Raw genomic sequence first — 23,382 nt, 5'->3', positions numbered from 1 at the left:
GCTTCGGCGAACCGTGCGCGCAAAGGAGGCCGTTGGTCTCCTGGGCGGTGTCCATGAACTGCGTGTAGCAGAAGCCCGCGACGATCGGACTCCTGTGCAACACCCCGAAGACGTCGTCGAGCAGTACGAACCCGGGGTTTGCCTCGCGCAGAGCGCGCAGCAGACCGGGCGCACGGGCTGCCGGCAGACCGATGACCGCGGTCGTACAGGTGTGTGCGGTCCCGACCGAGATGCTGAACCCGGCGGCGGTCAGCGCGAGGGGCTCGTGCCTGCACAGGTACACCAGAGTGACGAGGGCACGCTGGTGCGGCGAGAGCTCGCGGGAGCCTTGCGCGTTGTGGTCGTGCCTCTGCCATCCGATCGATGGCCGCGCTGGAAGACCTCAGTCGCTGGGCCAGTCGTAGGGCAGGAACTTCCCGTCGAAGGTGATCACGACATGTTCGGCCCCGTCGTGGGTCGCGCGCCCGATGTCCAGCTTGAAGTTGATCGCGCTCATGATCCCGTCGCCGAACTGCTCGTGGATCAGCTCTTTCAAGGCCGGGCCGTAGACCTGCAGCGTCTCGTAGAGGCGGTAGATCGTCGGATCGGTGGGTACCGCGGTGGGAAGGCCACCGCGATACGGAACGGCGGCGAGCACCGGCACAGCTTCCGCAGGCAGATCGAGCAGCTCGGCGATCTGACGTGCGCTGTCCGGTGGGAGTGGATGTTGCCCGAGCAGCGCCGCGGTGGTCCACACCAGCGGCCGGCCGATTGCGTCAGCCAGCTGCTGCCACGTGAAGCCCTTGGCCAGTCTGCTGAAGACGATCGCAGCCGTCACCTCGTCGCGGCTCATGCCCGGTCGGTTGTCGCTCGGCGCCGGTGGCGTGCTGCCGTGCGCCGTGTCTTTCTCCGCGTCGTTCATCGCTTTGAGACCTCCCTGTCCAGGGGCCCGGTAGGTGTTCGGGCCGCGAACGACCGGCCAGGCTGCCGGGGTCGTGGCTTCCGGGCCGGTTGCTGCTTGCGAGTGGTTGTTCAGACGAGCGCCGGTGTGGGAGCGGGCAGGTACGGGGTGATGTTGCGCCAGGCGCGCTCCATGTATTCCTCCTTCTCGCCGACCGGGGCGACGTAGTGCAGCGCACCGTCGGCGGCCTCCTTGCCCTTGAGGCGGGCGATGACCCAGGCGGCGAGGTAGTGCGAGGCCAGGCAGCCGCCGGCGGTGGCGATGTTGTCCTTGGCGTAGAAGGGCTGGTTGAGCACCTCGACGCCGGCGGCGATGACCCAGGGCTTGGTGATCAGGTCTGTGCAGGCGGGGATGTCGTCGAGCAGGCCGAGCTTGGCCAGCACGAGCGCGCCGGAGCACTGCGCCGCGATGAGCTGGCGCGAGGGGTCCAGGTTGCGCAGGATGTTCATGATCGCCGGGTCTTCGACGACCTCGCGGGTGGCGATGCCACTGCCGACGATCACGGCGTCGGCGGCGCACGCCTCCTCAAGAGTGGACATCTGCTCGATGACCACCCCGTTCATCGACATCACCTTGGGGCTGGGGGTGGCGATGGTGACGCGCCAGTCGTCGGTCTTGATGCGGTTGAGCACCCCGAGTGCGATCAGGGAGTCGAGCTCGTTGTAGCCCTCGAAGGTGAGGATGGCGATGTGCACGGCGGCTGTCCTTCCGCATGGGTGGGTGGGGCTTGACGGTAAGGAGCCGCGATCAGGACAGTCAAAGAATTGTCATGCGTACAATCCGGTGCATGGCAGCCTCGCGGTACAAGACGCTGGTCGACGCGCTCGCATCCGACATCCGGGCCGGGCGGCTCGCCGCGGGCGTGCGGCTGCCGACACACCGGGGGCTCGCCGCTCGTGAGGGCATCGCCGTGGTGACCGCGACCCGGGTGTACGCCGAGCTGGAGACGATGGGCCTGGTGAGCCGGGAACAGGGCCGCGGTACGTTCGTGCGTGACATCGCGGTTCCCGCCGGCCACGGCATCGACCAGCAGGTCGTCGCCACGGATGCGGTCGACCTCAACTTCAACTATCCGTCGTTGCCCGGGCAGGCGGATCTCCTTCGGCAGGCCCTGCGAGAGGTGGCCACCTCCGGTGACATCGACTCGCTGCTGCGCTACCAGCCACATCGAGGGCGCCCGCAGGACAGAGCCTCGATCGCACGGCACCTCAGGCGTCGGGGAATCACCACCGACGCGGACCGGATCCTCATCGCCAACGGTGCGCAGCACGGTCTGGCCGTCACCGTCATGGCCGCGCTCAACGCCGGCGACGTCGTAGCGGTCGACGCACTCACCTACCCGGGTTTCAAGGTGCTCGCCCATGCCTTCCATCTCGACCTGGAGCCCATACCCGCAACCGCCGACGGACCGAATCTCGATGTCCTCGAGAAGCTGTGCGCGACCCGCCCTGTGCGCGCGATCTACACCATGCCCACCTTGCACAACCCCCTGGGCTGGGTCATGTCGGCAACCGACCGGACCCGCCTGATCAGGATCGCCCGACAGCACGGTCCGCTCATCATCGAAGACGCCTCCTACGCCTACCTGGTGGAGGACCCTCCACCGCCACTGGCCGCAACCGCGCCGGACATCACCGTCTACGTCTCGGGACTGTCCAAGAGCGTCGCCACCGGCCTCCGGGTCGGCTTCGTCGTCGCCCCGCCGTCCGCGGTGCCGTCGCTCGAACGCGCGATCAGGGCGACCACCTGGAACACCCCGGCCCTCACCACTGCGATCGCCTGCCGCTGGCTCGACGACGGCACGGTGGACCACTTGGAAGCGCAGAAACGAGACGACGCCAAGGTCCGCCAAGCCCTCGCCCGGCAAGAGCTGGCAGGCCTGCCGCTCGTCGGCCACCCCTCGTCCTACTTCACGTGGCTGCCGCTGCCCGACGACGCACGCGCCGATCGACTGACCGCCGCCCTCGCGCGTCAGCACATCTCGGTGACCACGGCCGAGCCGTTCACCACCACGATCCACACACCGCAGGCGATCCGCCTCGCCCTGGGCTCAACCGATCTCGACAGCCTTCAGTCGACACTGCGTACAGTGCGACGAGTCGCCGTAGAGGACGCCTACGCTTGAATGCCCCTCGATCAGCCGATTCCTGCCCGCACCGGCGTCTGGTCAGTGTCCGCCCTGTGCCGGGTGGGTGCCTACTTGCCGGCGGACTGTTGCGATTTGCGCAGTGGTGAGAAGGCGGCCCGGAGTTCGTCCGTGAAGATGCCCGGGACCTCCCAGGCCGCGAAGTGGCCCCCGCTGCGGGCACGGTGGTAGTAGAAGAGGTCGTGGTAAGCGCGTGACGCCCAGCTGCGTGGGGCTTGGTAGATCTCGCCGGGAAACACCGTGATGGCGGCCGGGATGGACACGGACACGGCGTTGAAGTTGTTGGCGTTGTTCTCCCAGTAGAGACGCGACGAGGAGACCGCGGTGTTCGTCACCCAGTACAGGGTGATGTCGTCGAGTATCTCGTCCTTGGTGAGTACGCGCTCGGGGTGGCCGCCGCTGTACGTCCATGCCGCGAATTTGTCGTACATCCAGGCGGCCAGTCCGACGGGCGAGTCGGTCAGTCCGTATCCCTCGGTCTGCGGGCGGGTGACCATCATGGCCGAGTAGCCGGATCCCGTCTTGTAGAGGGCGGCCAGTTGGCCATAGGCCGCTTTCTCGTCCGGGCTGAGGCCGGCGGGTACCGGGTCACCGCAGGCGAGCCTCTTCGCGATGTCCGGCGGGACGGTGGCGGGGAAATTGACGTGGATTCCGAGCAGTCCGGGGGGCTTCTGCACGGCCATCTTGTCGGAAATCACGGCACCCCAGTCCCCACCCTGGGAGACATAGTGCCGATATCCCAGGCGCTCCATGAGCACGGCCCAAGCACGCGCGATGCGGTCGGGATTCCAGCCGGTGGTCGTCGGCCGTTCCGAGAAGCCGTATCCGGGCATCGACGGTATGACGAGGTGAAAGGCGTCCTCGGCACGCCCCCCGTGGGCGGTGGGATCGCTGAGGGGCCCGATGACCTTCAGGAACTCCAGAATGGAACCCGGCCAACCATGGGTCAGGACGACCGGGAGGGCGTCGCTGTGGCGAGAGCGGACATGAATGAACTGGATGTCGAGCCCGTCGATCTCCGTTATGTACATCGGCAGGGAGTTGAGCGTCTTTTCGATCTTCCGCCAGTCGTATGCCGTTTCCCAGTAGCGGACGAGCTCCTTCATCGTGGCCAGTTGGACACCCTGGGACTGATCACGGACGGTTTCGCGGTCGGGCCATCGGGTCGCCTTGATGCGCCGACGAAGATCAGCCAGATCCTGCTCCGGGACGTGCACGCGAAAAGGGCGGATGCTCTCCCTCTCGCTCAGCGATTCAGCCTTTCCGGAATTGCTCCATGCTCGCAGCCCGAAAGCCCCTGTCGCGGCGGTCACCGCGGTCGCGGACGTGGAGATGAAGTTCCTGCGGGAGTACGAACGAAGAAATTCGGACATAGTGGATCTCCCTGAAGAATTCCTGGGTGGGCCCGCAGTCGCGAAGCGTGCGAAGGGAGTGCTGATTCAGTGAGTCGACTCGTCGGCACGGAGAGAAAGCGCGAAGCGACTCTAGGATGAAATCGCGCGCCGCCTGGTTCGTGAGGCGCCAGCGGCATTTCACTGTCAGTAACGCTATCTATCCGTGCGTGACTGTGCAACTCGGGCGAGTGACGACGCGGGCTTCATTTCAGCGCCGCGGCCCCGATGATCTGTACAGCGGTATGACCCTCGCTGCTTTTCTCGAACGCGGGTCTCGGTCGGGTGACGGACGACCCTGTCGACCTCCGAAGAGCGGCCGGGACGGTGACGGGCGGGCTCAGCGCAGCACGACGTCGAACACCATGTGGAAGAACGCGTCGATGGGGGCGGAGGACTTGTCGGCGCGGGCCGCTATCAGGGCGCCTTCCCAGGCGCTGAGGACGAAGAGCGCGGTCGCCGGCACGTCGAGCGAGGCGCCGACCTGACCCGATTCCTGGGCTTCGGCGAGTACGCGCTCGATGTGCGAGGCCCACTGCCGGAAGCCGCGCTGGACCGCCGAGCGGATCTCCTCGGAGTGGTCGGCCACCTCGGCACCGAAATTGCCGACCAGGCAGCCGCGGACGAAGCCGCTGTCCACTGTGTCCGAGCCCATGAACTCGAAGTGCGCCCGGAGGCGTTCCAGCGGAGGACGCCCGGCCGCGTCGAGCATGTCGAAGCGCAGACCGGCGGCGTAGCGGTCGAGCGCCTCCAAGGCGCTGTCCTCCTTGCTGGCGAAGTGGTTGTAGAACGAACCCTTCGGGGCGCCGGCGGCCGAGGTGATGTCGCTGATGCCGGTGGCGTTGAACCCCCGGGTGCGGAACTGCTCCAGTGCCGCCTGCGCGATCTCCTCGCGCTTCGACGCACGTGCCATTCGGATCACCTCTCGTTCAATATGTCCGGTCGTCTTGACGGCTGTCAAGCTCGGACGGCGGGCCCTGCGCACCCATGCCGGCCAGGCTTGACGCCATCTAAGACGACCGGTCATATTGATTCGGTATCGTCACATCGAGCCCGTCGGCCCATGCCCGGCGGGCGGCACCAAGGAGCCTCCATGTCCACCACCTACCGAGCCTTCGAGGCCACCGGAGTCCACAACCTGCGGCTGGTCGAGCGCGAGCTGGCCGACCCGGCGCCCGGACACGTCCGCCTCCGAGTGGAGACCTGCGGTGTCTGCCACTCCGACGTCCTCGCCGTGGAGGGCCTGCGCGCCGACCCGTCGAGTCCGATCGTGCCCGGCCACGAGATCGTCGGCGTGATCGACGCCGTAGGACCGGGCGTCACCGCCTGGCACCCCGGCGACCGCGTCGGGGTCGGCTTCCTGAACGGGCACTGCGGGGAGTGCGAGCCGTGCCGCCGGGGCGACTTCGTCAACTGCCTCGACCAGGGGCAGACCGGCACGAACGTCGACGGCGGCTACGCCGAGGTGACCTACGCGCGCGCCAGCGGACTGGTCCGCATCCCCGACGGCATGCCCGCGGCAGAGGCCGCCCCGCTGCTGTGCGCCGGACTGACCACCTTCTCCGCGCTCCAGCAGGACTCCGTCAGGGCGGGCAGCCTGGTGGCCGTGCAGGGCATCGGCGGGCTGGGACACCTCGCCCTCCAGTACGCGCGCAGCCTCGGATACCGGGTCGCCGCCGTCGCCCGCGGCAAGGACAAGGAGCCGCTCGCCCGTGAGCTGGGCGCTCACGAGTACATCGACAGCTCGGAGACCGACCCCGGCACGGCACTGGCCGGCCTGGGCGGCGCCTCGCTCGTCGTCGCCACGGCGTCGAGCGGCGCGTCCATGAACCCGCTGCTGCGCGGCCTGGCGCCCGGCGGGAAGCTCGTCGTCGTGGGTGCGGCGCCCGACCCGCTGTCGGTGAACACCGCCGACCTGATCTTCGGCACCCGGAGCATCGTCGGCAGCCTGACCGGCTCGTCGATCGAGAACGAGGACAACCTCGGCTTCAGCCTGGCCCACGGCATCCACCCCTCCATCGAGACGATGCCCTTCGAGCGGGCCATGGACGCCTACGAACGGATGCTCTCCGGCAAGGCACGGTTCCGCGTCGTCCTCGACGTCACCGCCTGATCGTCACCGCCTGATCGTCCCCGCCGTCACCGCCCCAGGCGGCTCACCTCCTCGTGCCCCCGAACGTCACGTCACCCACAACTCACCCGGCGTCACGCGTCCCGTCCGCCACGCCTGACTACAGCTCCAGCAGCGCCTGCTCGACGGCCTCCGTCAGAGCCGGGTGGATGTACAGGACGTCGTGCCCGATCCGGTCCACCGTCAGTCCCAGGGACATGGCCTGGATCAGGGGCTGGATGAGCGTGGCGGCCTGGGGCCCGATGATGTGCGCGCCCAGGAGCATGCGATCGGCGGGGCTCGCGAGGAGTTTGACGAAACTGGTGGTGTCCTCCAGGGCCCATCCGTAGGCGGTCTCGGCGTAGTCGCGGACGCTCACCAGGCAGTCGGTGCCGTGCCGTCGCGCCTCCTGTTCCGTGAGGCCGACACTGGCGATCTGCGGGTGCGTGAACACCGCGTGCGGCGCCACCTTGTTCGGCAGCGTCCGCACGTCCTGCGGATGGAGGATGTTGTGCCGCACCACCCGCGACTCGGCGTTCGCCACGTGCTTGAGCTGGAAGTGGTTCACCGCGTCGCCGAGTGCCCACACCCCGGGCACGGACGTGCGGTAGGCGTCGTCGGTGACGATGTGGCCGTGTTCGTCCAGCTCCAGCCCGCCGTCGACGGCCCGCAGCCGGTCGGTGTTGGGCCTGCGGCCGACGGCCACCAGCAGCATGTCGGCCTCGACGGCGTGCTCACCGTCCGGACACGCCACCCGTGCCGCCACACCGTCCCCCTTCGGTCCGACGGAGGTGACCTCGGAACCGAGCAGCACACGGTGCCGCTGTGAGGCGAGATCGGTGAAGCGCTGCGACACCTGCTCGTCCTCCGCCATGAGCAGACGTGGCCCGCGCTGCACGATCGTGATGTCCACGCCGAACGAGGCGAACACGTGGCCGAACTCGGCCGCGATGAAGCCGCCGCCGAGCACCAGCATGGACGCGGGCAGGTCGTCGATCCGCATGATCGTGTCCGAAGTGTGGAAGGGCACGGTGTCGAGGCCCGGGATGTCCGGCACCACCGGCCGCGACCCGACCGCGACGACGAACGTCTCGGCGGTGATCCGCTCCGCCCCGACGTCCAGCACCTTCGGGCCGACGAAGCGGGCCTCCTCGGTGAACACGTCGACGCCCTGACTTCTCCGGTATGCCACCGCACTCTCGTGCAGCGGATCGATGCGGTCGAACACGCGGTCGCGGACGGACTTCCAGTCGACGTGCGAGACGCTCGCGTGGACACCGAGACGCCGCGCCTCCCGCGCTCCCTCGGCGGCGTCCGCGGCGACGACGAACATCTTGCTCGGGATGCACCCCCGGTTCAGACACGTGCCGCCGAAACGGCCCGGCTCGACGATGGCGATCCGCAGACGATCGAATTCCTCGGACAGCAGCATGTTGCCGCTGCCTGCCCCCAGGATGACGAGATCGTAGTGCCGCATGTCTTCCACCTTCCGTCGGCGGGACACCGGCCTTGCGGCGCGCGGCGGTGAGAAGACGGTCCCACGGATCACCATTCTGTTCGCATGCGCCGCTTTCCACCACTGCCGGACACGAGGACGGCCCGGGCCCGCGGCCGGTACGTCCGGACACCGTCCTCTCCTGCGGCTACGCCTCCAGATGAAACGGCTGTGACCGTGCACCGGGTGGGCGCCGCCTCAGACCGCAGACCCGCCGTCGACCGGGATGCCCAACCGGTGGGCCACGGTCGTCAGGGCCGACCCGAGGGGGAGCGCGACCCGGGTGAGGGCGAGCGGGTCGCCCCGGGTCGGGTCCTGGTTGACGATCAACACCGGCTTTCCCTCCTGGTGCGCCTGGCGGACGAACCGGAGCCCGGACATCACCGTCAGCGAGGAGCCCAGGACCAGCAGTGAGGATGCTTCACGGACCAGCCGCCGGCAGTGCTCGACGCGCTGCGGCGGAACCGCCTCGCCGAAGAACACCACGTCCGGTTTGAGAACGCCGCCGCAGTGGGCGCAGGGCACGATGCGGAAATCCCCGACCTGCGCGTCGGTGAGGTCGGCGTCACCATCCGGGTTGATCCCGGCGGCCACCGGGTCGAAGCCCGGGTTCTCGGCCTCCAACCGCCGGGCGAGTTCGCTGCGCGGGCTGAAGAGGCCGCAGGAGAGACAGACGACCCGGTCGAGGCTGCCGTGGAGTTCCACGACGCCCTCGCTGCCGGCGGCCTGGTGCAGGCCGTCGACGTTCTGGGTGATCACACCCGAGACATGGGCATGGCGCACGTAAGCAGCCACGGCCCGGTGCCCGGCGTTGGGGACGGCGCGGCCGAAGGTGCGCCAGCCGAGGTGGCTGCGCGCCCAGTAGCGGCGCCGCGCGTGGGCGCTGCCGGTGAAGTCCTGGTAGGTCATCGGGGTGTGCCGGCTCAGGCTCCCGCCCTTGCCCCGGTAGTCCGGGATGCCTGACTCCGTCGAGATTCCCGCGCCGCTGAGCACCAGCACACGGCCGGTGCTCAGCGCGTGGACGACCGGTTCCAGGTCGGTGGTGCCCGGCGGCAGATCCGCGGCAGGGGTCCAGCTCAGGGTGGGGCGCATGCGCATGCCGCCAGGGTACGGAGTCGGCGGCGGCCCACAGCCTGCTCCGGCCGGAATCCTGCCGGAGCAGGTTCCCGAGAGAGCACCACGAGTCGGACGAAGATCAGTCGTGGGGCCCGCTCGCAGGTCTATCGCGGGGGCGATCCGCCGGTCAGGCGGATCCCTCTCCGCTGCGGTGTACAGCGAGCCAGGTCTGCAGTTCCTGATGGCGCAACTGGCCGCTCCGTCAAACGAGTGAATCCGGTACGGGGCATCGTCCCTCCCTTGACCTGCGGCGGCCTGGCCCGGCCCGAGCGTCTTGCCCGCCCGCTGCCATGAGCCGGGCCGGGTTCCGGTGCCTTCTGCCAGCAGGTGTGGCGCTGGCGCGGCGGCTGCTGCGTGGCTCGCCCAGGGCGCGAGGGCGGGCAGTGGCGGAGTCGGCGCCTTGACCGGTCATGCGACGTCGAGGCCCAGCTCGGTGTCCGGACGGCAGGCGCCGCAGGCAGTGAAACCCTTGGGGTCGTTCATGAGCGCTTGGCGGGCAAGGCTGGCGTTGACGGGCCGGCTCCCGTGAACCCCTTGGTGCAGCCGCTGGTGTGGATGAGCGCGGTCCTTGAGGCACTCGCGGGTCGTTCGACGATGAAGCGGGTCGACGGCGGCTGCCGGACTCGCGGCCGGCGGCGTGGGACTGCGGCCGCTCGGGCACGGAGACGCCGGGCTTCGGGACGGCCTTGCGTTCGAGGTCGCGATGTCGGTTTGTTCGACATCACCCGGAGTCTTACGGTCGAACAGTGGATTGTGCTCCTGCCGTTGGGGCCCCTCGTCAACGCCGCACCACGACGGAGCGCGCCGCACACAAGCGCCTCGAGCCTCGCGCATCGGCACAGCGGAAAGGCCAGGACGATGCGAGCAATCCAGTACGACCAGTTCGGCGACTACGACGTCCTTCGCCCGGTGGACGTGCCCAGGCCCGAGCCCGGTAGCGGGCAAGCCCTGGTCCGGCTGACCCTGGCGGGCATCCAGCCGTTGGACGACACCGTGCGCAGCGGCAAGCGGGGCGCGGTCAAGCCGTTCCCGATCACTCCGGGAGGCGCCGGCGTGGGGACGGTCGAAGAGCCCGGTCGGAGCGGTCCGGCGGCTGGCATCCGGGTCGTGATCAGCGGCGGTCGGTACGGCGTCTCCGCCGACGGCACCTGGGCCGAGTACGTCGCCGTCGACCCGGCGCACCTGCTGGCCGTCCCGGACGGGATCGACGACACCGCCGCTGCGGCGCTGTCCACAGGCGCTGGTTACCTGACCGCATACCTCGCGCTCACCGAACTGGCCGGATTCCAGCCGGGCGGCACCGTGCTCGCCCCGGGAAGCGGCGGCGCGGTGGGCCAGGGCGGCGTCGAGATCGCCCGGCACCTGGGCGCGTCGCTCGCGATCACCACCGCCACCTCCACGGCCAAGGCCGAGCGGAGTCGGGCCGCCGGATACGAGGTCATCGACCTCAGCCGGGAGTCGCTGGGCGACGGGGTCGCCCGGCTCACCGACGGCAAGGGCGTCGACGTCGTGCTCGACGGGGTCGCCGGGCCGATCACCGGGCCGGCCCTCGGCGCGCTCGCCTGGGGCGGCACCCTGATCAGCATCGGCTACTCCGCCGGCACGCAGGCTGACATCAACGTCACCGACCTGATCTGGAAGGCGGCCCACGTGCACGGCTTCCTGTTCGCCCTGTTCACGCAGGAGCAGGTCAACGCGGCCAATGCGGCGCTCCTGGATCTGGTCGCCGGCAAGGAGATCACTCCCCTCGTCGATCGCGTCTTCCCGCTGGAGCAGGCCGCCGAGGCCCAGCGCCATCTCATCGAAGGCGGCCCCTTCGGCCGCGTTCTCCTGAGCCTGTGACCGCGCCCTCAGCACGCCCCTCGGGTTGTGCGGCCCTGACGGGCTGCACAACGGGCAAGTGACAGCACGCCGGGAGTTCGAACCCCGGTCGGGCCGTCGCGGCCGGAGGCGACAGCCGGCAGTGGCCCGCGCCGCGTCGACACTCCACGACACCGGCAGGTGCCGTTCCGGCACAGATGAGAAATCCTGTTGGCCGGCTGCCGACGAGCTGCGACGATGCGCCTGATTCCCAGGCGGAGGACATTTGTTCGCTTTCGTGTGTGCGGGATGCGGCGCCGAGTTGACCACTCCGCTGTCCCAGGTCTCACTGCCGGTCCACGCCCGTCAGAAGTACGGGAACGGGGCCCAGCTTCCGGTGCTCCTGCAGTCAGGGACGTTCGCGGTGGATTCGGACCCGTGGGGATGGCCCTGGCGGAGGTGGGACGAGATCGATCCGGGCGAGGCCGAGGCACGCGGGCATCTACGCACCGGTCCACGCCCTGTCCGACAGCACACCAGGGGCGAGTGTCATCGCGCCCGGTGATATCCGTGGCACCCGGCTGATTCCCGAGAAGCGTGGCGGTGCCTGCTGTGGTCTCGACGGAGCCGACGGGCCGAACATGGCCTGCGAGGCATGCGGCCTTCCCGTGGCGACCAGGGTCGACGACTGCTCGCTCCGGCAGGCAGTGTGGCTCAGTTCGGACGCCGTGCGCCGTGTCCCGGTCGACGGCGTCCACACTGCGCCCCTCTCCTGGGCGGAGTTGGCGGAGAAGGGGGAGAAGACGCCCCCGTTCGAGCCGATCGCCACGTGGGGAGGACGGTTGGGGTCGAGCCACTACTGGTCGTGGAGTCCGCAGTGGGAGGCGGCAGCCGGCCATGCGCTGGCCCACCTGCTGGTTGCCTCCCAAGGGCAGCCGGTGCAGGTCCCGGCCGGTCTGACCGCGAACGTGTTCCAACGCGCGCTCGACGCCCTGCTGCCTGCAGGCAACCCGAAGCGGCGCGCCGCCCTGGCTGGACCGGGACGGCCCTCCCCGGACGCGGGCGTCGACATCCTCCTCGTACCGGTCCGTCCCCAGACGGGCCGGACCTGGACCCCCGCCGGCCCGGTCGCGTCGGCATACCTGGTGCCCCTGCCGCTGGGGGTGTATCTGTGGCTGGTCTGTCCCGAGCCGTACCCGCCGGTTCCCGCGTCGGGCCGCATGCCCCAGGACGTCCTCCGCGACGACCCGCTCCCGCTGCTCCCCACCTACGTATTCCGTGCCGACCGGGGAACGTTCCAGCACACCTTGGCCCGGCTACCAGCCGCTCGCAGCCCGTGGCTGCGCACGATCCTCGAGAACCTCACGCAGGGCACCTCGGCCGATCTCTTCTAGCCGTCCGGCAAGCGCGCAGCGCCGGACGCTCGTGCCTCCCACAGCGATCGGCATCTGCTGTCCTGCTGTCCGATGGAGAACCTCGCGTGTGTGCTGCTGCCGCCAGCGGTGTCTGGCGGACCGTCCCGTCGTCGGCCAGGCCACCGCAACGGGTGGGACGACCGTGGAGACCCGGGCCCGGTTCGGGTACACAGACCTAAACCTCGCATCGCGCGGCAACCAGGGTGTGGACCTACGAGGGAGCCATTTTCATCGTGCTGGCGGAGGGGCGGTACATGTGGATGAGTCTCACCTGAGGCGCGATCCAGATCCTTCGGAGCTCGGTGGTCTGTGGATGTCGAGAACGTGCCACCAGCCCCGTCCCAGGGACGACAGCGGCCACCACTGGCCGCACGAGGAAGGAGGAGAAACCAGCATGGCGATTCAGCGGATGGACAACGTCGGCATCGTCGTCGAGGACATGGATGCCGCCATCGCGTTCTTCGTGGAGCTCGGTATGGAGCTGGAAGGCAGGGCGGAGGTAGAGGGCCGCTTCGCCGACCAGTGCACTGGACTCGACGGCGTCCGGTGCGACATCGCGATGGTCCGGACCCCGGACGGTCACAGCCGGCTTGAGCTGGCGAAGTACCGCAGCCCCGCGGCGATCAGCGCCGGTCCGCGCAACCGGCCGCACAACATTCTGGGCACGCACCGCGTCATGTTCGCCGTCGACGACATTGAGGACACCGTTGCCCGTCTGCGCCCTCACGGCGCCGAACTGGTCGGCGAGATCGCCCGGTTCGAGGACAGCTTTCTGCTCTGCTACCTCCGCGGCCCGGAGGGCATCATCGTCGGATTGGCCGAGCAGCTGCACTGACCCACACGCCGTCCACCTGTGGTGGTCGTCTTGCGGGGGCTTTCGGACGGGGTTGTTCACCTGCGTTCATGGGCGATTGGCTGTCTGGGCGGTCACGGCATGAGGGTGCGCTCTCCGCTGGTGGTGTGCGACAGCGGAGTTGGCGCGGCGCGCGGAGACTCTGGCAGAGCGCCACGTCAACAGTGTCTGCTGGTGAGCCAGAAGCAGGTGCCGGCTCCCAGCCCGAACACGAGGTGCGCGCTCAGGTCGTCAGCCAATGTCTTCGGGCTGTATTTCCAGATCGGCTTGTAGAGTCCGGCCTGCGGCAGGAGCAGATATGCGCTGCTCCACACAGCCGCGCCGAAGGGAATGCCGAGCAACGGGTTCGGGCGCCGGGCCGATCCGGCAGCGATCCCGTACAGCGCACCCCAGGCGGAGCCGTACGACCAGTGCATCGCGGTGCTCATGAGCCACGCCCACCGGTCGGGGACCTCGCGCTGTGTGAACCCCTCCAGTAGCCGCTTCGCCACCTTGCCCGGATCCGGGGCCTCGTCCCAGCCTTCGACCGGCGCGAACTCCCAGTCCTTGGGGCTTTCGGTGCCTCCTGCGCCGCGATATTGCAGATAGCGCGTGGCATCCATGCAAACCGTCCCCGCGACACCGGCGACGACGCCGTCGACCACGGCGGCCAGCGGCGTGAGGGGCCGTCGTCGTGGACGTCCGGTTCTCATGATGCCCATCACTTCAACCACCTCGGGCAGCCGCCGGTGCCTAGGGTCGTGTTGTCGCCCGTTGGCTTCCAGGAAGTACAGAATCCCACTGGCCACCTTCGTCCGCACCCCAGGAACGCACCACCGTGGCGCCCGGGCCGACCGGTGGCGGACACGATCGGGTGGGCGTGAGGGGCCGTGGCGGTCCACGGTGGGGGGTGTCCGGGGGTCCCGTCGGCGTCGCCGGGGGCCGGGCTCCTAGCGCAAAGGGGCTGTCGTCACGGTGATCGACACGGATGAGCTGGTCCGGGCGACGTCCATTATGCGGGGTAGTAGCCGCGGCCCGGCCACTGAAACGTATGTTCCCCCGCGGGAACCTCGGCCACTGTCACCGAGTAGGCGAGACGACGGTCCAGCGCCTCCAACCGGATCAGGCTCGCCTCTGCCTGAGGATGTCGACGTCGACGCGGACGGCGGCGACCGGGTCGGTCACCGCCTTGGTGTCTATGTCTCCAGCCGAAACTAGGTCCGCTCGGCCGGGGCGTGGAGTCTGTCCGCCACGTGACGGACGCCGGGCCACCGGAGGCCAGGACCATTCCGGTGCCCGAGCCCAGCGGCGGACACGCATCGAATCCGGCTGGGCCAGATGCCAGGTGCGCCCGCCACCAGCCAGGGCATTGCGGGCGTCGACGAGGTCCTCGACGCGCCGTACAACGCGCGCTGCCGTAGATGGCATCGGGCACTTCGAAGTGGTGCGATGCTCGACCAGGGCCATCGTCGCGTGGCACCGGAAGGCGTGCCTGCGTTCGCTGACGTAGTCGGGGATGCTGGGGGGAGTGCTGGTGCGGTGGACGGCTTCGATCGGAGTCCGGCCTGCTCGGGGGTGACGAGGACCCGGCGGGAGGCGAGGAACCTTGATCTCGGTGCGGCCGTCCACGCCTTTCACGCTGGGCGAAGGGCCGGGGACGAGGCGGGTACTGGCATTACCCGGAAGACCAGGCACTGCCGCCGGCCGGCGAGTGCCGTTTGCTGGGGGTGTGCCGTGCAGGACAGCCGACGCCGCGCGGGGGACCTGCTCCTTCGGTGCCGACACCCCCCTGGAGACGGCGCCCACCCCGTCACGTGCTGCAACGGCCATCGTCAACTCCGAGAGAGCCATCATGAATCACATCGCTCACGAAGATCGGGAAGTCTCCCGCGCCGGCATGCGCCACCTCGTCATCGGAGCGGGAGCGATCGGCGGAACCATCAGAGCGCGGCTGGCCGAGGCGGGGCACGAGGTCGTCCTGGTTGCGCGGGGCACCCAGCGCGGCCAGCTCCGCCGCCGTCCACTCCTCGGGTTCCCGGTACCCGACCCGCTGGAGGGTGACGGCGGGCAGCACGGAGAGGATCTCGCCGGGCAGCAGGGCGCTGCCGCCGAGCCGCACCACCAAGTCGTATCCGGCCATGCCGAGCTGGAGGTAGACCGCAGGGACGGCGTCCAGGTCGCGGCGGAGGAGTTCGGCGTGAGGCCGCTCGAAGGGCCGGTCGGCGGCCCGCACGTCCGGCGCACCCGGGTACTTCCGCAGCTCGCCCACGGTCCGGTGGCGCACTCCCGTCCAGGGGCTGTGGGCGGGGAGGTCCAGTGGGTCGGCGGGGATCAGCAGCGGTGGGTGGGTCCGGCCGCCAGGGGTGAGCAGCAGCTCCTCGGCGAGGGTGCCGGGAGGGGCGTGGAAGGGGTAGGAGGCGAGCACCGCCTCGTACTGAGCCTCGGATGACCCGGAAGCCGTGATCCAGCCGGGCGAGCGGGGTCTCCTGGGCGGACCGCAGGGCGTCCAGCCACTGCTGCGCGCGGACGGCCTGGTCCAGCCGCTTCTCGGAGGTGGCCAACTCGTAGAACTTCAGGGCGATCTCGACGCCTTGGAGGGCCAGGCCGGCCCCGGCCAGCCAGGCGCCCCGACAGGCGGCCCGTCGGTGGGCCTTGGTGAGCATGGTCATCCGCTGCCTGTTGAGGTGATCGCTGACCAGTTTGCCCACCCCGAGCGCGGGTCCGACCAGGGGCACCGCTGCCTCACCGTCCACCCTGCGCGGCAGCCCCCTGACTCGCGAGGAGCGGCTTCCCAGTAGGATCATGTGACCCGAAGCGGTCACCGTAGGGTGAAATCGCACGGGAGCCTGCGCTGGTGGCTGTGTAACTTCGGCTTCCGGCGCGCATGGTGTGAAACTCTCCGAGGTCGACCTCCGCCGCGGCCCCGGGCAGACGGGTCTGCGAGTCGACGGCCGCCTGCGGACGACCTCGTTTCGTATTTGGAAACGGGCGACCCCGCACATCCCGACGTCAGACGTCGTCCATGCTCGCCGGTCCTGCGACACACGTCCCGGTTTTGTCCACTACGTAGATGATGTCTCGGGTGCCGAGTTCGCCGTCTGCTTTGCCGGGCTCGGGGTCGATGACGGGGCAGACCGACTCGACTCCCCGGACGACCACCTTGTACGTCACAGGCCATGCGCGTTCTTCGGTCCACCCGAAGTAGGTACCGCCGCCCCCGCCCGGCGTTCTGTCAGGGTCGCCCTCGACCGTGACACCGCGCTCGCCGCATGACGGACAGCCGAGCACGTGAGCACCCCAGGCCGACTCGTTGACCAACCGCACCGGCAGTCCTTCATCGCCGGAACTTCCGCACCCCGTAACGAAGATGGCGGTGATGCCCAGCGCCGCCAGGAGCGTGACACGTGTTCGTTTCACGCTCCGACGGGACAGGGTGTTGTGACTGCCAGGTCTCAAAGGTCCCACGCTCGGACTCCCCCCGTGATCACGAATCGAGGTTGGATCATCGCAGGTCACAGGCCGATGAGCAACGGTTCGAGACCGCCTGCTGCTTCTGTCCCCGGCGGGCAGAGGAGCGCTGACCGGCGACCTCTGTACGTGGATGGCCGGCAGCGCCGCAAGCGGTCCGGCCACCGCCGCATCGACCACTCGCGTCGCCCTCCACCGCGGTCCCGAAGCGTGAGCGCGGCATTCCATGGAACGGGATGACTCGCAAATAATCGACAGTCATCCGCAGAATCTCTACTGATAGATGGAAAGAAGCGCCCGCTGTCTTGTCCGGCTGTCCTGTCGCGCCCTAATGTCCCGGTACGCAGCGGCACGGCCCGTTCCCGTCGTGCTGCCGCGCACCGAGCTGCCCTCGGTGACCTCCGCTCCTAGAGAAACGAGAATCCGATGGCGCGGTACACCAACCACGTGGCTGCGGAGCGGCTGAGAGGCCGTGCCCGAAGACCGGCTCGGACCCTGGTGGCGCTGACCGCGGTCACCGCCGGACTCGTGCTCGGCCTCGGCGCTCCGTCCCCGGCGGCGTCGTGGCACGGTGGCCGTGAGGGCTTCCCGGCGGTGACCCGGGCCGGGCTCGACCCCGCCCTTGTCGCGGGGCGGGGCGCCGCGGTGGACTTCGACGAACAGGAGGCGGAGAACGCGGCGACGGACGGCACCGTCATCGGCCCGGACCGCACCGCCTACACACTGCCCTCGGAGGCCTCCGGCCGCACGGCGGTGCGCCTGCAGCCGGGCCAGTACGTCGAGTTCACCCTGCCGCGCGCGGCCAACGCTCTCACTGTGCGATACAGCATCCCCGACGCTCCCGCAGGCGGCGGCATCACCGCACCCCTCGATGTCTCCGTGGACGGCCGGCACCGCACCACGATGACCCTCACCTCGCAGTACTCCTGGCTCTACAACCAGTACCCGTTCAGCAACGACCCCCAGGGCGACCTGCTGCACCCCGACTGGTGGATCACCGAATGCGGTTGCGTTCCCGCTGCCACCACCCCGGCGCCCACCATCGACAAGCCGTTCAGGCCGAGTCACTTCTACGACGAGCAGAGACTGCTGCTCGGCAAGCGGTACGCGGCCGGCGACACCGTCCGTCTCACCGCGCCCAAGAGCACCACGGCCGCCTGGACCGTCATCGACCTGCTCGACACCCAACTCGTCGGCGCGCCCCACGTCGAGACGCATGCCGCGAACGTCATCGCCTTCGGGGCCGACCCCACCGGCCGGCGTGACGCGGGCGACGCCTTCGACCGGGCCATCGCCTACGCCAAGAAGCGGCACCTCAAGGTGTACCTGCCGCCGGGCACTTACCAGGTGAACCGCCACATCACCGTGGACGACGTGACGATCGTCGGGGCCGGCAGCTGGTACACGATCGTCAAGGGCCACCAGGTCACCCTCGACACCCCCGCCCCCGACGGCTCGGTCCACACCGGCGTGGGCTTCTACGGCAAGGACGCCGCGGACGGCGGCAGCCACGACGTCCACCTGTCCGGCTTCGCCGTCGAGGGCGACGTACGCGAACGCATCGACACCGACCAGGTCAACGCCCTCGGCGGGGCGTTCAGCGACTCGACGATCGACGGCCTCTACCTCCACCACACCAAGGTCGGCATGTGGTTCGACGGCCCGATGACCCGTCTGCGAGTCACCCGCACCCAGATCGCCGACCAGATCGCCGACGGTCTCAACTTCCACACCGGTGTTGCTGATTCGAGTGTCTCCAACACCTTTGTCCGCAACACCGGCGACGACGGTCTGGCCATGTGGTCGGAGAAGACGGGCGACGCGCGCAACGTCTTCGCCCACAACACCGTGCAGACCCCGGTCCTCGCCAACGGCATCGCCCTGTACGGCGGCACCGACAACACGGTCACCGGCAACCTCATAGCCGACCCGATCAGAGAGGGCAGCGCCATCCAGGTCGGCTCCCGGTTCGGCGCGCAGCCGTTCACCGGACATCTGGAGATCTCGGACAACACCACAGTGCGTTCAGGGCCGTTCGAGCTCAACTGGAAGATCGGCCTGGGAGCCATCTGGTTCTACGCCCTGGAGCGTGACATCGACGCCGACATCCGGGTCACCGGCGACCATTTCCTCGACAACACCTACAACGCGATCATGCTGGTCTCCGACTTCCCGGTGAAGGACAAGTACGCGATCCGAGGCGTCCGTTTCAAGGACATCCGCGTGGACGGCACCGGCACCTCTGTGCTCAGCGCCCGCTCCGCCGGATCGGCGTCCTTCGAGAACGTGGACGCCCGTAACGTCGGCGCGGTCGGCATCAACAACTGCGGATCCTTCAACTTTCCCCCCTCCGGCTCCGAGTTCGCGGTGAACGACCTCGGCGGCAACGACGGCGGTGGCACGACCGGCCCCTGGCTGGCGTCCTGGGAACTGCCGAACACCATCACCTGCGACGACCGTCCCCCGGTGGCCCCGCCACCCGCCCCTGCACCTTGGTGAGGCACGACGGATGAAGTAGTCACGCCATCGCAGAGAGCCGGGCCGTCTCCACTGGTGGGAGGCGGCCCGCGCGCCCGGGGGTCCTACGCGACGACCGTCGCGGGAGACCGGCATCGTTTCGGGCGTCTGCGAGGGAGGGACGAACCGCACGCAGCCCGTCACTACCCTGAACGGCACCTGGTCACCGACCTCATCGCACATCTCGCAACTCGCTGTGCTCCACAACCGTCACACACGGGAGCAGGACTCCGTACCACGCGATGCGATCCTGGTGTCGTGAAGGCACCCCACCCGCTGCGCCGGCACTCCACGAAGCTCTCCCTGGATCCGACGACGGCACGCGACGTGCGGGACGTCTGCCGTACAACCCTCTGAGCGTCCAAAGGGTCTCAGCCGCCACCGGCCTCGCCAGTGCTCACTGTAATGATCTGCGCGAGCCACTGACCGGCCCGACGAACAGCCCGACCGTCTCCGAACGGCCCGACGTGAACGCGGCGGCCCGGAAAGGCGCCTTCGATGTCGAGGGGTGCTGTGCGATCGCTGGCTTAGTGATTCGAGACGTCGATTACTGGCCCGAGGATTGAGCTTCGGGCGGATCCTCGACATATAAGATGTTGCCCAGCGTGATCCAGTCGGAGGTTCAGAGTAACCGATAGTTGGCCAATGCACTCTTCAGCCGCCTATCGCGGATCGGCAAAAGCAAGGGAGCGCAAGGTGCTGGAAGAGGCATTGGTAGCTGCGGCTGCAGCGGGCGGCATCGCCGTGGTCGAGGCCGCAGGAACGGAGGCATGGACAGGGTTGCGGCAGGCGATTGCCCGGTGGTTCGGGCGGGGCGCCGAGCAACGCGAGCAGGCAGAGCTGGAGCGCTTGGACCAGACCGCATCCGCGCTCGAAGCCTCTGATGCGGGCACTGTGGATCGGGTACGCATCCGCCAAGAGGCGGCCTGGCAGGCCCGGATCGAGGCCACGCTGGAGAGTCTGGATGCGACGGAGCGCGACCAGGCCGCCGACGAACTGCGTGCTCTGCTGGCCCAGCACACCCCCCACGGCGGGGTATCGGCTGGCCAGGGCGGGCTGGCTGTTGGTGGCAACGTGGACATCCGCGCCGAGGGAGGCTCGATCGCTGCCGGAGTCATCCATGGAGGCGCGCAGATCGGCCGCCCTCCGGCGCCGGATCCGTCCCAGGGCTGAACGGACCGGCAGCTCCAAGCCCACCGCCGCCCGCGGGCACCGCTAGGCCGGAGAGCATTACTGTCTATGCCGCCCACAACAGCGCAGCGGTCGGGGTCATCTACCAGGCCGCGCCCCGCGCCCGGGCCTCCTGGCCCTACCAGGTCGGTGCCATACCCCGCGAAGCGGAGGCTTTCCAAGACCGGGACGAGACTGAACAGTTGCGGGCCGCTGTGGCCAACGGCGGCATGGCGGTGCTGTGCCATGTCCTACGCGGCGCTGGCGGCGTCGGAAAGACCCAGCTTGCCGCCCACTATGCCCGCAGCAGCATGCGGGCTGGCGAACTGGACGTGCTGGTGTGGGTCAGTGCCAGCAGCCGACCCGCCGTCGTTTCTGCCTACGCCCAGGCGGCCGAAGAGCTCCTGGGCCTCGACCCCGGGGGCTCCGAGCGGTCCGCACAGGCGTTCCTGACGTGGCTGGAAGCTAGGCCGCCGGGAGCCGAACAATCCTGCCGGTGGCTGGTCGTGCTGGACGATGTCGCCGATCCCGCCGACATGCCCGGCCTATGGCCACCGAAAAATCCGCACGGCCGCACGATCATCACCACGCGTCGCCGCGACGTTGCCGTGCCCGGACGCGGGATCGCTCTCAGCGTGTTCGCTCCAGAGCAGGCCGCCGCCTACCTGACCGGGTTCCTGGCCGAGCACGGACGGCACGACGACTCGGGCGAGATCAGCGCACTGGCCGGGGACCTTGGCTATCTGCCGTTAGCCCTGTCCCAGGCCGCTGCATACGTCGTCGACGCCGGCGTCCCCGTCGGCTGCCCTGGGTGTACCCATGAACAGTGCCGCAGCTATCGCCGTCGGCTCGCGGACCGCTCCATCAAACTCGCCAGCATGCTGCCTGAGCCGGGCGCCCTGCCCGACGATCAGAGCACCACCGTCGCTGCCGCATGGTCGCTTTCTATCGAGCGGGCTAATGTTCTCCGCCCCTTCGGCCTTGCACGCCCGGCACTCCAACTCGCCGCCATGCTAGAGCCCAACGGCATTCCCCAGGACATCCTGACCAGCCAGCCCGCACGCGACTACCTCGCTAATCACCGCTCTGCGACCCCATCCGCACTGGACCGCGATGCCGAGGTGACGGAACAGGACGCCTGGGATGCATTGCGGGCCCTGCATCGCCTGAGCCTAATCGACCACACACCCGACAGCCCTCACCAGGCGGTCCGCGTCCACCGGCTCACTCAGCGCGCCACCCGTGATGATGTCTTCGCCCTCGACGAGTACCACCAGCTCACTCGCGCCGCCGCCGACGCCCTGATGTCCACATGGCCTGAGGCCGAACGTGACGCCGCCTTGGCCGCAACATTGCGCGCCAACGCCACCGCACTCACTGCTCACACCACAAATTCCCTTTATCAACCGAACATTCACGTCGTCCAATACCGCGCTGGACAAAGCCTCGGGGAAAGCGGTCTGGCCGACGCCGCCGTGCTTTATTTCAAAGACCTGGCGGAAGCCGCCTCACGCTATCTCAGGGCAGGCCACCCTGACGCTCTCGTGGCCCGTCGACTCCTGGCCGATTACCGCGGAATTTCAGGGGATGCGTCGGGGGCTCTAGCTGCCATCAAGGAGCTGCTGCCCGAGATGAGGGATGAGTTCGGTGAAAATCACAAGGAGACCCTCTCCGCCCGACTCAGCCTAGCCCACTCGCGCGGCGCGTCAGGGGATGCGTCGGAGGCTGTGGCCGCATTCGAGGAACTACTGCCAAAGATTAAGAGCGAGTTCGGCGATAGTCACACACTGACGCTCTCCACTCGCCTAATTCTCGCCGATTGGCTAGGCAAGGCGGGAGATCCGTCCGGCGCCGTAGCCGCTGCAAAAGAACTACTGCCCGACATTAAGCGAGAGTTGGGTGAGAGTCACCCGGAAACGCTGTCCACTCGCATGGTCATTGCTGATTGGCAGGGAATGTCAGGGGAGCAGTCAGAAGCTGTGGCCGAGCTGGAGAGGTTGCTGCCTGATTTCCTTTCGGCGCGGGGCGCGGACCATCCGGACACCATCGCCAGTCGTATGCTCCTCGCCCGCTGGCGGGTCAAGACTGGGAATCTAGCGGAGGCTGTCGCCGAGTACAAGGAAGTACTGGCCTCCATGACGCGCGCCTGGGGTGCGGATGACCACCGCACCGTCGGAGCCCGGTTCTGCGTCACTTCGTTGCAGGCGATGACAGGGGTAATGCCGGGACATGCGTCTCAAGGCTTTGCAGGCCCAACGTGAGCGGATACTCGTGAGCCGACAGGCTGCTACCACCCTCATGATCTTCCCTCTCGCTGCCAGTGGTCGGTCCAGCACCGGCTCGTCTTTTCGGGGCCTGGCTGGAATCACTCGGCAGCTCAGTCCTGCGTCCAGCGAATCCGGAGGATCGGCGGCCGGGGCTATGGTGGCCAGTACTGTCTGATGCGAGGTCAGCACTGAGTTGGGGTGGGTGATGACGGGAGTCGAGATCGCGGTCGGGTACGTGTTCGCGTGGCTGCTCCGGAAGGCCAAGCGGGTCGGTGAGCGTGCGGACGCGGAGGTTGACCGCTCGCTGGACGCGGGGATGAACCGCCTCCACGACCTGGTCAGCGGCAGACTCGGCAACGACCCTGCACTGACGCGAGCAATCGAGGAAGCCGAGCAGGGGCTGCCGGAGCCTACGGAGCGGACCCGGCGGCGACTTACCGATTCCCTGGAGGAAGCCGCAGAACGCGACCCTGGCTTCACTCAAGAGTTGGAGAAGCTCGTGAAGGAGCTGCAGACCGCCACGGCCACAGCTCCCGGAGCCGACGGGGTGGTGGTAACCGCTGGTGGAACCGCAGTCGGCGGGAACGTCGACATCCACGCGGAGAGTGGCTCGGCGGCGGCGCTGACCATGGGAGACGTATCGATCGGGTCTGTGGCAGACCCTCGCCAGCCGGGTTCGGAGAAGGGCTGACCGTCCCCGGCACCAGCAACGCGA

General features: G+C 68.7%; 17 protein-coding genes and 2 pseudogenes. 10 read left to right on the top strand and 9 right to left on the bottom strand.

The features are described from left to right. Positions 1-115 precede the first annotated feature (115 nt). The 3 genes and pseudogenes from ABT137_RS35695 to ABT137_RS35685 all read right to left on the bottom strand — a co-directional run. A pseudogene (locus tag ABT137_RS35695) lies at positions 116-319 on the bottom strand (transposase family protein); the annotation flags it as partial. 63 nt (positions 320-382) lie between these two features. Then, positions 383-832: a cyanase gene (cynS, locus tag ABT137_RS35690; protein WP_351715316.1), complete on the bottom strand. Its 450-nt coding sequence runs from the start codon at positions 830-832 to the stop codon at positions 383-385. Positions 833-1,011: 179 nt separating this feature from the next. After that, entirely contained in the window at positions 1,012-1,635 is a 624-nt protein-coding gene (locus ABT137_RS35685; RefSeq protein WP_351715287.1) for a DJ-1/PfpI family protein, read from the bottom strand. Between the two features lie 92 nt (positions 1,636-1,727). On the opposite strand from ABT137_RS35685, the gene ABT137_RS35680 reads away from it, so the two are divergent. Further along, complete coding sequence (locus tag ABT137_RS35680) at positions 1,728-3,065, top strand: aminotransferase-like domain-containing protein (RefSeq protein ID WP_351715286.1); 1,338 nt, start codon at positions 1,728-1,730, stop codon at positions 3,063-3,065. A 71-nt stretch (positions 3,066-3,136) separates the two neighbouring features. Here the strand turns inward: ABT137_RS35680 and ABT137_RS35675 are convergent, their stop codons facing one another. Together ABT137_RS35675 and ABT137_RS35670 are read right to left on the bottom strand one after the other, a co-directional pair. Further along, on the bottom strand, positions 3,137-4,459 hold the full coding sequence (locus tag ABT137_RS35675; protein WP_502984623.1) for an epoxide hydrolase family protein: 1,323 nt from the start codon (positions 4,457-4,459) through the stop codon (positions 3,137-3,139). Between the two features lie 358 nt (positions 4,460-4,817). After that, on the bottom strand, positions 4,818-5,390 hold the full coding sequence (locus tag ABT137_RS35670; RefSeq protein ID WP_351715284.1) for a TetR/AcrR family transcriptional regulator: 573 nt from the start codon (positions 5,388-5,390) through the stop codon (positions 4,818-4,820). A gap of 180 nt (positions 5,391-5,570) precedes the next feature. Between ABT137_RS35670 and ABT137_RS35665 the strand changes: the two genes are divergently transcribed. After that, positions 5,571-6,590, top strand: coding sequence for an alcohol dehydrogenase catalytic domain-containing protein (locus ABT137_RS35665; protein WP_351715283.1), 1,020 nt, complete (start codon positions 5,571-5,573; stop codon positions 6,588-6,590). Between the two features lie 118 nt (positions 6,591-6,708). Here the strand turns inward: ABT137_RS35665 and ABT137_RS35660 are convergent, their stop codons facing one another. Both ABT137_RS35660 and ABT137_RS35655 read right to left on the bottom strand, forming a co-directional pair. Further along, positions 6,709-8,064: a mycothione reductase gene (locus ABT137_RS35660; protein WP_351715282.1), complete on the bottom strand. Its 1,356-nt coding sequence runs from the start codon at positions 8,062-8,064 to the stop codon at positions 6,709-6,711. Between the two features lie 216 nt (positions 8,065-8,280). Continuing rightward, positions 8,281-9,180, bottom strand: coding sequence for an NAD-dependent protein deacetylase (locus ABT137_RS35655; RefSeq protein WP_351715281.1), 900 nt, complete (start codon positions 9,178-9,180; stop codon positions 8,281-8,283). An 876-nt stretch (positions 9,181-10,056) separates the two neighbouring features. Here ABT137_RS35655 and ABT137_RS35650 point away from each other — a divergent pair. The 3 genes and pseudogenes from ABT137_RS35650 to ABT137_RS35640 all read left to right on the top strand — a co-directional run bounded on the left by ABT137_RS35650 (position 10,057) and on the right by ABT137_RS35640 (position 13,248). Next, positions 10,057-11,040 carry a quinone oxidoreductase family protein gene (locus ABT137_RS35650; protein WP_351715280.1) on the top strand — a complete coding sequence of 328 codons (984 nt, stop codon included), beginning with the start codon at positions 10,057-10,059 and terminating at the stop codon, positions 11,038-11,040. Positions 11,041-11,284: 244 nt separating this feature from the next. Then, positions 11,285-12,392, top strand: a pseudogene (locus ABT137_RS35645) (hypothetical protein). A 415-nt stretch (positions 12,393-12,807) separates the two neighbouring features. Further along, a complete protein-coding gene (locus ABT137_RS35640; RefSeq protein ID WP_351715279.1) occupies positions 12,808-13,248 on the top strand; it encodes a VOC family protein in 441 nt (146 codons plus the stop codon). A gap of 176 nt (positions 13,249-13,424) precedes the next feature. Here the strand turns inward: ABT137_RS35640 and ABT137_RS35635 are convergent, their stop codons facing one another. After that, a complete protein-coding gene (locus ABT137_RS35635) occupies positions 13,425-14,066 on the bottom strand; it encodes a hypothetical protein (protein WP_351715278.1) in 642 nt (213 codons plus the stop codon). A gap of 1,031 nt (positions 14,067-15,097) precedes the next feature. On the opposite strand from ABT137_RS35635, the gene ABT137_RS51105 reads away from it, so the two are divergent. Continuing rightward, entirely contained in the window at positions 15,098-15,694 is a 597-nt protein-coding gene (locus ABT137_RS51105; RefSeq protein ID WP_502984622.1) for a ketopantoate reductase family protein, read from the top strand. 560 nt (positions 15,695-16,254) lie between these two features. Here the strand turns inward: ABT137_RS51105 and ABT137_RS35625 are convergent. After that, the gene (locus ABT137_RS35625) at positions 16,255-16,662 is read right to left on the bottom strand and encodes a hypothetical protein (protein ID WP_351715277.1); all 408 of its coding nucleotides are present in this window, start codon (positions 16,660-16,662) and stop codon (positions 16,255-16,257) included. Positions 16,663-17,139: 477 nt separating this feature from the next. On the opposite strand from ABT137_RS35625, the gene ABT137_RS35620 reads away from it, so the two are divergent. From ABT137_RS35620 to ABT137_RS35605, 4 genes are all read left to right on the top strand, one after another. Continuing rightward, entirely contained in the window at positions 17,140-19,212 is a 2,073-nt protein-coding gene (locus tag ABT137_RS35620; protein WP_351715276.1) for a glycosyl hydrolase family 28-related protein, read from the top strand. Between the two features lie 663 nt (positions 19,213-19,875). Beyond that, positions 19,876-20,403 carry a hypothetical protein gene (locus ABT137_RS35615; RefSeq protein ID WP_351715275.1) on the top strand — a complete coding sequence of 176 codons (528 nt, stop codon included), beginning with the start codon at positions 19,876-19,878 and terminating at the stop codon, positions 20,401-20,403. A 212-nt stretch (positions 20,404-20,615) separates the two neighbouring features. Further along, complete coding sequence (locus tag ABT137_RS35610; protein WP_351715274.1) at positions 20,616-22,661, top strand: tetratricopeptide repeat protein; 2,046 nt, start codon at positions 20,616-20,618, stop codon at positions 22,659-22,661. 211 nt (positions 22,662-22,872) lie between these two features. Next, on the top strand, positions 22,873-23,358 hold the full coding sequence (locus ABT137_RS35605) for a hypothetical protein (protein WP_351715273.1): 486 nt from the start codon (positions 22,873-22,875) through the stop codon (positions 23,356-23,358). Positions 23,359-23,382: the final 24 nt, after the last annotated feature.

The sequence above is a fragment of the Streptomyces sp. NPDC001980 genome (assembly GCF_040296885.1).
In the GTDB taxonomy this organism is placed as follows: Bacteria; Actinomycetota; Actinomycetes; order Streptomycetales; family Streptomycetaceae; genus Streptomyces.
This window is presented reverse-complemented; position numbering and strand designations above follow the sequence as displayed.